A 15,752-nucleotide genomic window follows, 5' to 3' on the forward strand; every position below is an offset into this window, starting at 1 on the left:
CAGATACTATTTTTTAAAACTCATTTAAGTTTTCAATAAAAATTGGGTGTGTGTAAATAAAGTTTTTAATGTCAGTGAATTTAATTTTGTACACTATTGCTAAACTAAGCATATTAATCATTTCGCTAGCTTCATAATTAAATAATGTAGCACCAATTATATATCCGTTTTTATCAACCAATATTTTGTTAAATCCAACTAGCTCATTAATCACGTGAGCTTTAGGCATTTGCATTGTTTTTAAGTTGTGAACTTCATACTCAATATTTAATTTTTGTGCTTGTGTTTCATTTAATCCAACTCTAGCGTATGAAGGGTCAATAAATGTGCTTCAAGGTACAATTGGACGATTTAGTGTTGTTCTGTTTGAGTCTTTGTTAAGCAATTGCGGTAAAACAATTCTAAAATCATCATATGAAATGTAAGTAAAGAATAATCCGCCCTTACAATCTCCTATTGCTCAGATATTTTCAACATTTGTTTTTAAATATTCATTAACCTCAATAGCTCCATTTTTAATTTCTACACCTGCGTTTTGTAATTGTAATTTTTCAATGTTAGGAACTCTACCAATTGAAACTAAAACCTTATCAAAAATTTCTGTTACCTCTTTACCATCAACTAATGAAGTAACGTGAGCTTTGTTGTTTACATCGACAATTTTTTTAACTTGTGTGTTGAAACTAAAGTTAATGTTTTGGTTTTTCATTACCTCTAAAACTTTAGCTGCATCCTCAGGATCTTCACTTTTCATAAATGAATTATCAAATTGATAAACACTAACTTCAGATGAGAAATTATTTAACATTGTCGCAAATTCTAAACCAATAAAACCAGCACCAATAACTAAAGCTTTTTGTGGCAAGTCTTTTAAATCTAAAAAATCATCGCTATATAAAACGTTTTTAGATTCAACAACAACATCAGAAGCTAATTTACGTGAATAGCTTCCTGTGTTAATAATAACCTTATCAGCATAAATAATTTCATCTTCTTTATCTTTATATTGAACTTTAATGTGGTTTTTGTCAACAAATGAACCAAATCCATTATAAATATCAACATTTTCTAAATTATCTAAATTAGCGAAATTTTTTGAGTTTAATAATTTTACGAATTTTTCTTTGTAATTTGAAGCATTAGTAAAGGCTTCGTGATTTTGCGCTTGTGTAGTTTTTAAACCTAATTTGTTCACTTGTTCTAGCACTTTAGAAAAGTGTACAAATGATTTAGTAGGTAAACAACCAACATTAACACATGTTCCACCATACATTTTTGGATCTTTTTCAATAATAGCTACTTTTTTATTGTTTTTAGCTAAGTGAGCTGAAAGAGTTTTTCCACCCTTACCTCAACCTATAACCACAACATCATATTTCTTCATATAAACCTCTTTTTAAATAGTCATCATTATTATATATATTTATTAAAAAAACAAAAAAGTTATTTTTTTATTATTTTATTTAACGAAAAATGATTTTTTGCAAAAATGCTTTTTTGGATAGTGATTAATTTTATCAAAATGAAAATGTATCTATTTAATTAATATTTTTAATTGTTATAATAATAAACACATATATTTTAAGGAGATAAAATGTTCAATTTAGAAAAAAAATACCTAAAAATATTACAGCAAGATAATGACTTAAAATTTCACTCAGCAATTCAAGCTCTAGAAAAAAAGCATTCTAAAAACAAAATTAGCCATATCGAAAGTATATATTTAGCGCATCTATATATTAAAACTCATCAAATTTTTAAAGCTAAAAATATCTTAGGTTACCTAACTCAAAAAAACACTGATCAAACATATGTTAATTTTTTAGAAGGGTTAATTGAATTTAATGAAGGTTATACGCTTGAAGGCTACAAAAAATTAGTTGAATCCCCTTTATATTTAAGCGATTTTGATTTAGAAAATTTTAAAAAAATATCTTTAGAATCTCTAAATTACCCTACTTTTAAGGTTAATTTTAATTATAAAGTCAATAATTTTTGACAAGAGTTTAAAAATATAGCGTTTGCAATTGAAAATAATATTTCTGCTTTAGAAATAACACAAGCATTTCAAAAACACTTTAGTTTTATAGAAGAAGTTTTTGTTTATAAAAACGAAGATGTATTCGAGATTTATCTTTCAAGTTATTATTCAGCAACTTTTACGCTTATACTTTTAGAAGTTATTGAAAAGATGCCAAGTGTTTATAATAATCGTTTTAAATTTTTTGTTGGATTACCAAGCTACAAAAAATTAAATATTGCGCAAGAGTTAGACTCAAAACAATTTTCAATCAACAAAAATAAAATTTCATATAACTTTTTTTACGATTCAAATGTTGATTTGCAAACTTCTAAAAAAATTTTAACTAACTATTTTTCAGAAGCATTCTGTTATGCTTTTATTAACAAAATTACTTTAAATAAAGACGCAAACGCACAATTTTATCCTTTAGAAACTATTTATAAATTTCTTGAAAAAGACATTGATAAAGATCTTTTTGATTCATATCAAAATTACCGCAAAACAAATTTAATTTACTCATCACTAAAGGCAGATTTATTAACTAAAAAAAACACCGATGACATTTTTTATAGCGTGAGCGAATTTAATTCTTTAACTATAGATACAATTAGCAAATATTTTAAACAAGATTATTCAATTATTCAAACAATGCAAAACAACGGTATTTTTTATGGACATTTTTTTGTGGATACAACACTAAAAAACACCACTGAATTAATCAATGAAATTGATCAAATTCTCCAAAAAGTTAACGAAAATAAATCAATTATCATTAGTGGTTATAGCGTAGGTTTAACTATTAATTTCGAAATTATCGACTTTGATTATCGTAACGAAAAATATGAATTTCTAAAAAACGAATTACTTAAAAGTTCAAAAATTAAGTCATTAGTTTTTAAAGTTCCTTATAAAAACTCAATTCAGAATATTCTTTTTAAGAAAATATAACTAACAAGTTTATCATTTAGCGCTGCAAATAAGCTATAAAAGAAAAAGTTGACAAGAAATTGTCAACTTTTTACTCTTGAGCTTTGAAAATTTGTTTTATATTGTGAATTAGATCTAAAAATTATATTCTATTTTTTGTCTCCCTTTTTTAACTTTCCTTAATTTAAAGTTGCGTAAAGTGATAAAATTAAATATATTTTTTAAGTATTAAGTATAAATACTTAGGTTTTTGACGAAAGGAATCATGAAAAAAAGAGTTGTAATTGGTATGAGCGGCGGGGTTGACAGCAGCGTTGCTGCTTATTTATTAAAACAACAAGGTTATGAAGTTGTTGGGTTGTTTATGCGTAATTGAGACAGCATGCTAAATAACGATATTTTAGGTAATGAAGATATTTCTCAAGATATTTGTCCCCAAGAGCAAGATTATTTGGATGCCTTAAGCGTTGCTAAAACTTTAGATATTGAGTTACATAGAGTTGATTTTGTTAAAGAGTATTGAGAAGATGTTTTCCAAAACTTTATTGAAGAATATAAAAAAGCAAGAACTCCAAATCCTGATATTTTATGTAACAAATACATAAAATTTAAAGCTTTTAGCGAATATGCTTTTAATAATTTAAAAGCCGATTTTATTGCCATGGGTCATTATGCTGACGTTAGAGACGGACACTTATATAGAGCGGCAGATTCAAACAAAGACCAGTCATACTTTTTGGCGCAATTAACTACACAACAATTACAAAAAGTAATTATGCCTTTAGCGAAGTTACGCAAAGAAGAGATTCGTAAAATAGCCAAAGAATTAAATTTAATTACAGCAACAAAAAAAGATTCAACAGGTATATGTTTTATTGGTGAGAGAAATTTCACACAATTTCTTCAAAATTATATCCCAGCACAAGAAGGTGATATTGTGGATATAACAACCCAAAAAGTAATTGCTAAACACGTAGGTTGTTTTTACTACACAATAGGTCAAAGAAAAGGGCTTAATTTAGGCGGAATGGATCAACCTTATTATGTTTGTGGTCACGATGTTTTAAAAAACATTTTATATGTAGCACCAGCAGATCAACCACAATATTTAGATAGCAACAATTTAATTGCAAGTAATTTAACTTTAAACAACAATGATTACAATCCAGAAAATTTAAGTGCAAAATTTAGATATAGACAACAAGATATAAAAGTTAAAATCAAAATTTTAAACGATTCTTATGTGCGCGTTTATTATGATTCAAAAGCACAAGCGGTAACTCCAGGTCAACAAGTTGTGTTATATGATGGACAAAAATGTATCGGTGGCGCAATTATTGAAGAAGTGTTTATGGATGATAAAAAATTAGATTATTTATAAAATAAGAGGTATTTATGAATTCAAAAGAAATTAGAGAAAGTTGATTAAAGTTTTTTGAATCCAAAAAACATTTAATTATTCCTTCAAAAAGTTTAGTTCCTTTAAATGACCCTTCTTTATTGTGAATTAATTCAGGGGTAGCAACTTTAAAAGACTATTTTTCTGGTAAGAAAACTCCACCAGCTTTAAGATTAACCAACTCACAAAAAGCAATAAGAACTAATGATATTGAAAATGTAGGAGTTACAGCAAGACACCATACATTTTTTGAGATGTTGGGTAATTTTAGTATTGGTGATTACTTTAAAAAAGAAGCTATTGAGTTTGCTAGAGAGTATTTATTGGATGTTTTAAAATTACCAAAAGAAAAATTATACTTTACATATTATTATGAAGATTTAGAAACTAAACAACTTTGAATTGATCAAGGATTTGACGAATCACACATGATTGCAGGAACAAAAGATACTAACTTCTGAGAAGTTGGTAGCGGTCCATGTGGTCCTAATACTGAAATCTTTTTTGATAGAGGTGAAAAATACGATTCGCGCGGAGTTGAACTTTTAAAAGAAGATATTGAAAATGACCGTTTTATTGAAATTTGAAATATCGTTTTTAGTACTTACAACTCAGACGGAGAAGGAAATTACACTGAACTAAAACAAAAAAATATTGATACAGGTGCAGGTCTTGAGAGAATTGTTTCAATTATGCAAGACGCGCCAACAAATTTTGATACTGACTTATTTTTACCAATAATCGCAAAAATTGAAGAATTTAGTGAATTTAAATATGACACAAATAATTATTTTGTCAAAAATAAAGAACAAACATTAATTAATACTCACTTTAAAGTTATTGCAGATCATATGCGTACTGTAACAAATGCAATTGCTGATGGAGCTAAACCTTCTAATGTTGGTAGAGGTTATATTTTAAGAAGATTAATCAGACGTAGCGTTTATAAAGCGATGCAACTAAAAATTAAAGAAGCTAATTTTTTAGGTAAATTAGTTGATGTGGTTAAATCAACCCTTCCTTTTGAATATGAAACTCAAGAGGTTATTAAAGTTATTAATGATGAAGAAGAATTATTCAATAAAACAATTGAAAATGGTAGATCTTTATTAAATAACTATCTTAACGAAAACCCTAACTTAAGTTTATTCCCAGGTGATTTAGCTTTTAAATTGTTTGAAACTTATGGATTCCCAATTGAATTAACCCAAGAAATCTTAGAAGAAAACAACATCAAAGTAGACATGAACGCCTATGAACAAGCTAAAGAAAAACACTCAGAATTATCTAGAGGAAATAAAGTTAGTGGAATGGATAAGGTTATTAACTCTTTAGCTTTAATTACTAAAAAAATTGATCAATTTATCGGATATGATAACCTTGAAAACACAACTAAAATTTTAAAATTATTAAACACCGAAAAAGAAGTCGATGAAAACGAAGGTATTAGCTACTTAATTTTAGAGCAAACACCTTTTTATGCTACTAGCGGAGGTCAAAAACACGATAGAGGTTACATTTTACAAAATGGTGAAAAATTAACCATTATTGATGTTTTTAAAGATAAACACAATAACCACATTCACAAAGTAAAAGGTAGTGTTAATGTTTTTGATGAAGTTTCTACACATGTTGATCCTGTAATTAGATTAGGATTAGAAAGAAATCACTCAGGTACTCACTTACTTTTTTGTGCTTTAAGACAAATATTAGGCCCACATGTGGTTCAATTAGGTAGTGATAATAATGAAGAGCGTTTAACTTTTGATTTACCAGCTGATGAAAAACCTTCTGAAGAGCAAATTGAAAATATTGAAAAATTAGTAAGAAGTTATATTGCTAAAGATGTCAAGAGAGAATACTTACAAATGACAACTGATCAAGCCAAAAAAATGGGTGCGATAATGACTTTAGAAGAAGCTGAATATATGGACCCTAAAAATGTTAGAATCGTTAATTTTGATGGTATTACAGCTGATTTATGTGGAGGAACACACCTTTCAAATTCTGGTAAATTAGAAAACTTTAAAATCACCAACGTTGAGAAAAAAGCTGCGGGAGTTTATAGAGTTAGAGCTATTTCATCACACAAATTAGTTAATGAATTTTTAGATGAACAAATTGCTTTATTAAGCGAAGAATTAGACAAAAACATCCAAAAAAACAAAGAAATTGACAAACAATACACATTTAATTTAGAAAAATCAACAGACAAAGAACAACAAATTAAAAACATAAAAAAAGCAATTGAAACTGTTAGAAATCAAGGTAAAGAATTATCTAAAAATTCAAATAACGTCGATATTAATGATCTTACTTTTGATTTTGAAATAAATATAAATAATCATTTAGTCAAAGGTGTTTATCTTGAAAATAGTGCAATGATTAAAATTGTCGCATCAAGCTTAAGAGAAAAATTTAATGATGATTTAATTGTTTGTTATAACTCAAATATGTTGGCTATAGCTTCTAAAAAGTATGACTCAAATAAAATCGCACAAAGTTTATTCAAAAACTTAAATGGACGTGGTGGAGGAAATGCAATTTTAAGCATGGGTAAAGTAAATTCACTTACAAAAGATAAATTAATTGAATTTTTAAATATGGATTTAAATGCGTAAGTTAGCTTTAGATTTAGGTTCACGTAGTTGTGGTTTTGCTATTAGTGATCCTATGTGCATTATCGCCAGTGGTTTAGAAAATTTAAAATTCGAAGAAAAAGATTTTGAGGCTGTTTTACAGCGTATTTCGTTTTATTTAAAACAATATAGTGATGTAGATTTAATCATTTTAGGTTATCCTTTAAGAAGCAATGGTGATAAAAGCCAAACAACATTAATGGTTGAAGAATTTAAACAAATGTTGGAAAAATATCTTTTAGCAAACAACTACCAAATCCCAATCAAACTTATTAATGAGTACGGCTCAACAATTAAGGCTGAAAGTGTTTTAATAGAATCAGGCATGACACGCCAAAAAAGAAAAACACTCAAAGATAAACTAGCAGCTGTAATAATCTTACAAGAGTACTTAAAGTACTACATTTAAGGAGCAAACACAAATGAGTCATCAATTAAAACTAGCTTTGGGTATTTCTGCTATTGTTGTGTTTTGTTTAGGTTTTTTAGTATATTTTGGAATTTTAATTAAAGTCCGTTTAATTAGAAAAAAATATATTCACCAAGATGAACAAAAACTTTTGATGCAACTACAACAAATTAGAGACGATTTAGGTACACTTCCTTATACACTTAAAGAGGCTTTCGGAAGTAAAGCGCAAGATTGGGATATAGAATTTTTAATTAATACAATTTACCTTAATAATTACCAAAATGTCTTGCTTGTAAGCAAATATGATAATTTTGTTTTTGCTGCTATATCAGAAAAAACTAAAAAATCTTTATTTTATTTACCGGATTACTTTAATGGACTAAACTGAAATGAAACAGTCGAAAAATTCCCGACTCAATTTCACCACCAACCAAAAATTTATTCACAGCAAGATTTAGATTGCGCAATTTTTTATGACGGATTTAACTCTAATTTAGAAATATTTAACAATTATTATCAAAAATTAAATGATAATGGTCTTTTAATAATTAATCAAAAAAATATTCCATCAAAAGAATTAAAATTATTTATTGCCACACTTAAAGAGAAACAAATTAAGTGAGAAATTGTTTTTTATAAGCAAAAGTATTTATATATTAAAAAATAAATATTATTTTTGTTTATTAACTTAAAAAAATGAAAACGTATATATAATAAAAGAGTAAAAAATAGGAGAAATTATGGCAACACAAACATCAAACGATAACACAATTTTTCTAGCAAGTGAAACGCTAGAAAAATATAAAAAAGAGTATGAACATTTAGTTAATGTTGAACGTCCTGCTGTTCAAGCTGCTTTAAAAGAAGCTAGAGCACAAGGGGATTTATCAGAAAATGCTGAATATGATGCAGCAAGAGAAAAACAAGGTATAGTTGAGGGAAGAATTGCTGAGCTTGAAGCTATTATTGATAAAGCCAAAGTTATTATTAAAGGTGAGAATGATAAAGTAACAATCGGAACTACTGTTACTTTCAAAAAACTTGATAATGACAAAGAATATACAGTAACTATTATGGGTAGCCATGATGCCAACCCTTTTGAAAATAAAATTTCTAATGAAAGTAGCTTAGCTGAGGCTATGTTAGATCATAATGTTGGGGCTGTAGTGGAAGTGGAAGCTCCTATTAAATATATGATTGAAATTTTAAAAATAGAACACAAATAATATTTATTGGAGTAAACATGTTAATTGGAATAAGTGGGATGATAAGTTGTGGTAAAAGTACATTAATTCACAAATTAGTAAGCCACTACAAAGATCAGTGTTTATTTTTGGACGAATATGAAGAAGATGATGAAGTGTTTAACACTTTCTTAAAATGACTTTATGAAGGTAAGAAAAATATCTCATTAGGTTTACAAACATATGTAGTTGAAAACCATTTATGACGTGTTAACAATGTTTTAGATACATTTGAAAAACGAAATATGAAACAAAATGAAAATTTTGTTTTCATAGATCGTTTTATTTTGGAACATTATATTTTTGCACATGTTAACTTTCAAAACGCTAATTCTAAGTATTTTAGCGCATATCAAAAAGCTTTCGAAGAAGCTGTAACCAAAAAAGAACTACCTGATTTTGTCATCTATTTAGATTTGGATTTTGAAACTTTCCAAAAAAGAATTTTTAAACGTGGTAGAAAAGTTGAAATTGAGAATTTTAATCAAAATAAAGAATATTTTGAAGTTTTATTAAACGCATATAAACAAAATTTCACTAAACTTTGTGATAAATTTGGAGTACCTTATATTACGCTCAACACCATTAATTTAGACGAAACCCAGGTTTTAGTTAAAGTTATCTCTGTTTTAGAGGAATTCAAAAATAAACAAAACTTAAACATGAAAGTAGAGCAATAGTGATTCTACTTTTTTATTTTAAAAATACCTAAAAATAAATTAACAAGCATAAAAAGAAAAAATTTATATGGAAATTTATTTAAAATATTCGTTTTTCCTTAAAAAAATCAAAAAGTCTAAATTTAGTATTTATTTAGTATAAAAATCGTTTTTTTGGTAAAAAAAATACCATATTATATAGATTCAAAAACAAATGTGAAAACTAAAAAAGTTTAATTATCTTTTATGTTTGTTTTATGTGTTTTGTTAATGTAAAATAATTAAAACACGATTAATAAAAATCGTTTAAATTAATATATGTTAAGGAGTGAAAATGGCCAACAAACACGCTGTTGTTTTAATAAATGGTAAAAGAAGATGTGGTAAAGGGCTTTTAAGCAATAGCTTAAAAGAAAAGTGTGTAAAGGACTATGATAATATTTTAGTTTTATCTTTTGCCGAACCTATCAAAAACATTACAAAACCAATTTTGGATGAAATTAAATGAAACGGTCAAGATAAAGAAATTGTTAGACCTTTATGAATTGCTATGGGGGAAGTAGGAAGAAATATCGATAATAACATTTGATGCGCTAAAAGTTTCAATAGAATTATTGAAGCTTTTAAAGAATCAAGTGTACAAAATAAAAATACTCTTATTTTAATTGATGATTTACGTTTCCCTAACGAATTAGATTATTTCAAAGGTAATATTCAAAGACTAAGAGACGCTGTTAAAGAAGGTGATAAAGTCTCAATAACATCAATAAGAATTGAAAAATTCATGGACGCAACAAAATTTGTTGCTGGTGTAGATGATAACAGTACAGAAATTAGTTTTGATAAATTAGTTAATATTTGTTTTGACTACATTATTCCTCAAAAAATATTAATTAACGAAGAAGGTGTTCCAAACTTTGACAACGTGGACATGATGAGCCAAACAGTTGTCGCTAACTTTTTAAAATAATTAAAGAAGGTAAAAATGGCTAAGGCGATTGAAAGAAAATATTTTAATAACGTTCACTATATCTTAGACGAAGATAAACGTGTTGTGATTCTTAAAAATGAATTTCATAATGAACTATTAGGTGATAATAAGTGAACTTCTTTTAAAAAAATTGGTGGAAGTACAATTGCTGAAGTTCTAGAAACTGATTCTTTTAAAAGTCAATTTAGCGCGTTTTGTCACATTGCTCGCCTTAAGATGCCAGTTTTACAAAAAAAATATGTTAATGCTGGGGTAGCTATTGAACCCAAAATCTTTTCTGCTTTTTCAAAAGAAATAACAAATGCTTACGGAAATAAATTTTTAGTTAAACATTTTGAGGCAGCTGATTATGATTATGATTTTTTTAAAGGTAAAGATAAGGTTTTTGGTGGTGTTCCTGATGGGGAGTTAGTAAATACTAAAAACCCACTTTTAAATCAAGTTTTAGAAGCTAAAACAGTAAATTTTTCAAAATACACAAGCTGAATTCAACAAAATGATAAAGGTGAATTTATTAACGTTCCTGTAGCGTATAAAAAACAAGCACAATTATATGCACATTTGATGAATTTAAAAAAATACATTATTATCGCTACATTTTTAGAAGATGATAAAGGTGATTATGTTAATCCGCAAGATTATCCTATTTTAGAGCGTAAAAATTACACCTTTAGTTTTAATGTCAACCCTCACGAAGTAGAAGAAGATATAAATACAGTTAGAAAATGATATAAAAAATACACCGAAACAGGTGTATCGCCTCAATATAATCCTTCTATTGATAAAGATCAGGTGGAATATTTAAGATGTTCTTCACAAAAAGAATGGGAAGAATTATTAAACAAATGAAAAGCAATAGGTAAAGCTGACGCTGATGCATAGGTTTTTTTACTTATGCTTTTTTATTTTATTTAATTATGTTTTGGGGTAATATGAAACAACAAAAAAACGAAATAACATGAAGTGTTTTTAAAAGGTATATTAATTTAGGTGAATTTTTCACATGAAATAATCCTAGTGAATATTTAGTACAAATATATAATCAAAAACACAAAACAAATTTAAGTTATGATAACTTAAAAGATAAATATATCGACTCGCTTGAAGAAGATATTTCTGATGATGAATTATTTGGTGGAATTTTAGACATTGATTCTGAAGAAAACAAACAAACACAAAACAACATTGAATCTAGAATATTTCAAATATATAAACAAAAGGCAGTAGATTTTTACATTCAAAAATATCAAATAAACAACACGCAAGTAGAATATATATCTCCAAAAACTTCTTCTAATATATATACAGCAACGCAAGCTAAAGCGCTTTTAACAAAACAAGCTTTAGAAAATCCGCAAATACAACTTATAGTTGATCCAGTTTTTTATTATGATTTAAACGATCATTTTTTAGTAAAAACTTCGTTTTTAATATTTGATAAAACACAAAATAAAATTGTTAATTTAAAATTTTCTAGCGGAATGCAAATAAGTGAATTTCACAAGAGCTTTTTTGATTATTACACACTAAGAAAAACGACAAATATACCTGAAATTAAGTCTATTTCTTACATTAACATTGATCCGTTAAAAACAGCAAATTTAGATGTAAGTAAACAACAAATTCCTTTTTATGAAAGTTTTAGCTCGGTTTTTTCAGCAAGTAAATCCGATAAAACGGAAACAGAAAAAAAGCAGGAAGTCTTTTACGCTAAAGACGATTTTATTTTAAAAAGAACCGGAGATATTTTTGCTAAATCGCTTTTATTTGGAGCAATTGTTAATTATGATTTTCTATATATAGTCAAAAATAACTTAAAAAATAATTCAGCAAGATTAACTAAAAACAAAGAAAATAACACTTTTAATTACCAAAATTACTTTCATAACGATAAATATGAAACAAAGCCACTTTTAGGCACTTATTCAGAAGTTATTGCAAAAATTCAAGAAAGTTTTATTTATAAAGACTATTCAGTGGAAAAATTTGAAAATTATATTAATCAAATCGATTTTTTAAGCAGTAAAGACAATCCCTTCAAAAAAGAAATTAAAATTTTAATTCTTGTAGCTTTATTTGGTGATCAAGCCCCATTATTGTCTTTTGGTTATAAAAAAACACAAAAAATTGAAGTTCCTTTGGATGAATATTTGAAAATATATGATGATTTTTCTAATAAAAGAAATAATTATTTTAGGGTGAGTACTTTAAATGTGATTAAGCAACTTCATCAAAAAGATGCAAAAATTGTTTGATATGATTACGAAGGATTTTCTAGTGTCTTACCGCCGCTAGATTATTACCCTTCTCATCGTCAAGTTCTTAATCAAGTTTCAATTGTTAAAACAATAAACGGAAAAGAAATTGATAATCATAACTATGTTTATGATACTAAAAAAATTAAGTTACAAGATCTAGTCGAAATTATTGAGCATGTTTATAGTGATAAAAGTGATTATTATGTTGTGTTTAATAGAAATTACGAAAACTCTAGAAATAGAGAAATTTCAAAAGTAGTTGAAAAATCACTTAAAAATGCCCAAAGATACTTACAAGATAACAATGACGCTAATGTAATATTAGATAATTTAGAAAATGACTTAGCTTTTTATAAGTATTTTTATAATAAATATTCAGATGTTTATCAATTCAAAAATAAAGTAAATCATATCAATGATAATACGATTGATTTAGCTGATGTTTTTAAAAGTGTTCCTAAAAATTCGATTTACTTGCCTGAAAATAATGGTTTTAAGGACTTAAAATATTTTTTAATAAAAGACGCAGATATTGTCGAGACCCAAGAAAATGAAATCGATAAATCTAAATATTTTTTAGGTGAAAAATATCATATTTTCTTTCGAGAATTACTTTCTTATTATTCAATAAAAAAAATAGAGCATTTAATTACTGATTCAAATGTTAGTTTACCTCAAAAGATTAAAGAATATAAAAAACTCAGAATTCAAAAAGGTACTATGGCCATGGAAGAGGCTATTAGAAGATATGAAAATTTAACTTCTGATTCTCAGTGAGAAGATATTAGTTATTATTTAGCTGAATATTGTGAAAATGACGTTAGAGCAATGATCATGGTTTATGATTTTATTATGTTTGTTGCTAAAAAACTTTTTTCTAATATATGCGATTATGAATACAAAATTGAAGCCGAAGATATAAATTCCAAAAATTACACTTATATAGATGGTTTATTAAAATTTCAATAAATTAAAAAAATTTACGTGTCCAATTGTTTTTTTAATTATGTAAAATTAATTTATAAGGAGATATTATGCAAGATTTCAACAACAATTCAAATAACGAAGAATCTCAATATACAAGTTATTCAAAAAGTAATTATTCACATAAAACCAGCGAAACTAATTATTCAAACGAATCATATGTAAAATCTAGATTACCTTTTGCGTCTCACGTATTAATCCCCGACCCTAAAGGTGAACTTTCGCCTCATGCTTACAGTGTTATTCGTCGTGAAAAGAGAATTAGATTTTTTAGTTTAATTCTTTGAAGTCTTATTTTTGTAGCTTCTTTATTAGCGATTTTAGGAGTGGTTTTAGCCACTAAAGTAGATATAAATTTAGGTGTTGGCAACATTGATAAGGCAAAGCAAACAGTTAAGGCAAATCCTGTTGGTTGATACATACTTTTTGGTATATCAGGATTTATTAGTTTTATTTTAATGGTAAGAAACATTTTTGATGTAACAAGCTGAAAAAATACCGAAAAAGAAATTAGAAATAATTTTTCATCAGGAGATCAAGCTGCTTCGATAATGTTTCACAAAACATACAGAAATATAGTGATGAAAAATGTTAGAACATTATGAGGATTAATTTTCTTTGTTACATTTTTTGGTATATATTTACTAACTACTTTTTTACTTTATTACTATTTTGTTGTCCAAGAAGGTAATAAAATAGAAATTTATTGAGAATTATTAAACCTTAATATTAGTGGTGATTTAGGTAAAGCTTTAGAAAATTTATATAATGGTAAAACATTATTAGTTATCATTTTGGGTGCGATTTTAGTTGCTGCAGCAATTGGCTTATATGTTTTTGTATGAATTATTGACAAAAAAAGATTAAATGATTTAACAAGATATTTAGGACCAAATGCGCACGATATTATTGAAAAAGTTCAACACTCAAAAGAACAAAAAAACAAATTCTGACTTAAAGCTTATATTATCAGCGTTTTAGCCTTTATCTTTTTACCTATTGTTTTGGTAGCTTGAGCTTTATGAAGAGGAATTATAAGAAGAAAATAAAAGGAAAAAATGAAGAATATTTTAGTTTTAGTTCATGATCGTTTTAACGATGTTGAACTAGTTTCGACATTAAGTTGTTTAAAAAGATCTAAACAATTTGAAATTACTTATTTTAATCCAAACACAAAAATAAAAAATGTCACTGGTAGTTACGAGATTGTTAAATTAGAGGTAGTGAATAAAGTTAATTATGATGATTTTGATTTAATGTTTATTCCAGGTGGTCCTGGTGCATTTGCTCTTAGAGAAGATCAAGAATCATTATCTTTAATCAAAAATTTCATAACTGAAAATAAACACGTATATGCCATTTGTGATGCACCTAATGTTTTATTTGAAAATCAAATCATTCAAAAAGATGAATATTATTCAGCGTTCCCAATGTATAAAAATGGTTTTTTAGATAAAAAACCAGGAGTTAATTATTGTGAGTCATACGTTACAAACACTAACAATTTAATAACAACAGCCAGATGCGCAGATGCCGCAATTGCTTTAGGTCTTGAAATAGTTAAACAAAATTGTGACCAAAAAACCTATGATGCAGTTAAATTAAGTATGTTAGCTGAGTAAAATTTAAAAGGAGAAAATTATGAAAAAAATTAATTTCGGAGATTTAGAAGTAACATTAAAACATGAAGTAGCTAAATTAGAAGATAAAATCGATTATTTGGAAGGTTATCTTGCTGGGACATTCAACTTAAGTAAACCAGATTTATCAAAAAAATACACCGTTTTAACAACATTTCCTTCAATTGACACTGGTGTTTGCGAAATGCAAATTGTAAGAATGGCTCAACTAAGCGAAGAATTACCACATTTTAATTACATAGCTTTTTCTTTAGATTTGCCAAGCGCTTTAAATGGTTATAAAGCACAACACCCAGTTGGAAATATTCAATTATTTAGCGATTATAAAGACAGAAAAATGGCACAAAAAACAGGTTTATTAATTGATGAATTTCAATTATTCGCCAGAAGTGTTTATGTTTTAAATCAAAAGGGCGAAGTTATATATGTGGAAGTTTTAGATCAAACTAAAAATCAAATTAACTTCGACAAACTTAAAGAATTTTTATTGAAATTAGACGCTAAATAATCATTAAACAATTTATTAATTTCATTTTAAAACTCATATTTTTTACTACTTAAATTCAGGTAAATTAA

14 protein-coding genes are annotated in these 15,752 nt (G+C 26.8%); 13 read left to right on the plus strand and 1 reads right to left on the minus strand.

What is annotated here, in order from left to right; genetic code table 4:
* Positions 1-13: 13 nt before the first annotated feature.
* Entirely contained in the window at positions 14-1,384 is a 1,371-nt protein-coding gene (locus V2E24_RS01015; RefSeq protein WP_330500569.1) for a dihydrolipoyl dehydrogenase family protein, read from the minus strand.
* A 210-nt stretch (positions 1,385-1,594) separates the two neighbouring features.
* Here V2E24_RS01015 and V2E24_RS01020 point away from each other — a divergent pair, with 210 nt between their 5' ends.
* The 13 genes from V2E24_RS01020 (at position 1,595) to V2E24_RS01080 (ending at position 15,684) form a co-directional block, all read left to right on the plus strand.
* Positions 1,595-2,971: a hypothetical protein gene (locus tag V2E24_RS01020; protein ID WP_330500570.1), complete on the plus strand. Its 1,377-nt coding sequence runs from the start codon at positions 1,595-1,597 to the stop codon at positions 2,969-2,971.
* Between the two features lie 244 nt (positions 2,972-3,215).
* A complete protein-coding gene (gene mnmA, locus V2E24_RS01025) occupies positions 3,216-4,331 on the plus strand; it encodes a tRNA 2-thiouridine(34) synthase MnmA (protein WP_330500571.1) in 1,116 nt (371 codons plus the stop codon).
* 14 nt (positions 4,332-4,345) lie between these two features.
* Positions 4,346-6,970 carry an alanine--tRNA ligase gene (gene alaS / locus V2E24_RS01030; RefSeq protein ID WP_330500572.1) on the plus strand — a complete coding sequence of 875 codons (2,625 nt, stop codon included), beginning with the start codon at positions 4,346-4,348 and terminating at the stop codon, positions 6,968-6,970.
* Positions 6,963-7,397 carry a Holliday junction resolvase RuvX gene (ruvX, locus tag V2E24_RS01035; RefSeq protein ID WP_330500573.1) on the plus strand — a complete coding sequence of 145 codons (435 nt, stop codon included), beginning with the start codon at positions 6,963-6,965 and terminating at the stop codon, positions 7,395-7,397. The genes alaS and ruvX overlap by 8 nt, the downstream gene beginning before the upstream one ends.
* Positions 7,398-7,410: 13 nt before the next feature.
* Entirely contained in the window at positions 7,411-8,067 is a 657-nt protein-coding gene (locus V2E24_RS01040; RefSeq protein WP_330500574.1) for a BC85_0335 family putative methyltransferase, read from the plus strand.
* 73 nt (positions 8,068-8,140) lie between these two features.
* Entirely contained in the window at positions 8,141-8,626 is a 486-nt protein-coding gene (gene greA / locus V2E24_RS01045; RefSeq protein WP_330500575.1) for a transcription elongation factor GreA, read from the plus strand.
* Between the two features lie 17 nt (positions 8,627-8,643).
* A complete protein-coding gene (locus tag V2E24_RS01050) occupies positions 8,644-9,324 on the plus strand; it encodes a deoxynucleoside kinase (RefSeq protein ID WP_330500576.1) in 681 nt (226 codons plus the stop codon).
* A 313-nt stretch (positions 9,325-9,637) separates the two neighbouring features.
* The gene (locus tag V2E24_RS01055) at positions 9,638-10,273 is read left to right on the plus strand and encodes a hypothetical protein (protein WP_330500577.1); all 636 of its coding nucleotides are present in this window, start codon (positions 9,638-9,640) and stop codon (positions 10,271-10,273) included.
* A 15-nt stretch (positions 10,274-10,288) separates the two neighbouring features.
* The gene (locus V2E24_RS01060) at positions 10,289-11,176 is read left to right on the plus strand and encodes an MAGa7180 family putative nuclease (RefSeq protein WP_330500578.1); all 888 of its coding nucleotides are present in this window, start codon (positions 10,289-10,291) and stop codon (positions 11,174-11,176) included.
* Positions 11,177-11,226: 50 nt separating this feature from the next.
* The gene (locus tag V2E24_RS01065; protein WP_330500579.1) at positions 11,227-13,521 is read left to right on the plus strand and encodes a UU173 family protein; all 2,295 of its coding nucleotides are present in this window, start codon (positions 11,227-11,229) and stop codon (positions 13,519-13,521) included.
* A gap of 65 nt (positions 13,522-13,586) precedes the next feature.
* Positions 13,587-14,585: an MSC_0882 family membrane protein gene (locus V2E24_RS01070; protein WP_330500580.1), complete on the plus strand. Its 999-nt coding sequence runs from the start codon at positions 13,587-13,589 to the stop codon at positions 14,583-14,585.
* A gap of 9 nt (positions 14,586-14,594) precedes the next feature.
* Positions 14,595-15,158, plus strand: a complete 564-nt coding sequence (locus tag V2E24_RS01075) for a DJ-1/PfpI family protein (RefSeq protein ID WP_330500581.1) — start codon at positions 14,595-14,597, stop codon at positions 15,156-15,158.
* Between the two features lie 19 nt (positions 15,159-15,177).
* Entirely contained in the window at positions 15,178-15,684 is a 507-nt protein-coding gene (locus tag V2E24_RS01080; protein ID WP_330500582.1) for a redoxin domain-containing protein, read from the plus strand.
* Positions 15,685-15,752 lie beyond the last annotated feature (68 nt).

Source organism: Mycoplasmopsis ciconiae (assembly GCF_036350065.1).
In the GTDB taxonomy this organism is placed as follows: domain Bacteria; phylum Bacillota_I; class Bacilli_A; order Mycoplasmatales; family Metamycoplasmataceae; genus Mycoplasmopsis; species Mycoplasmopsis ciconiae.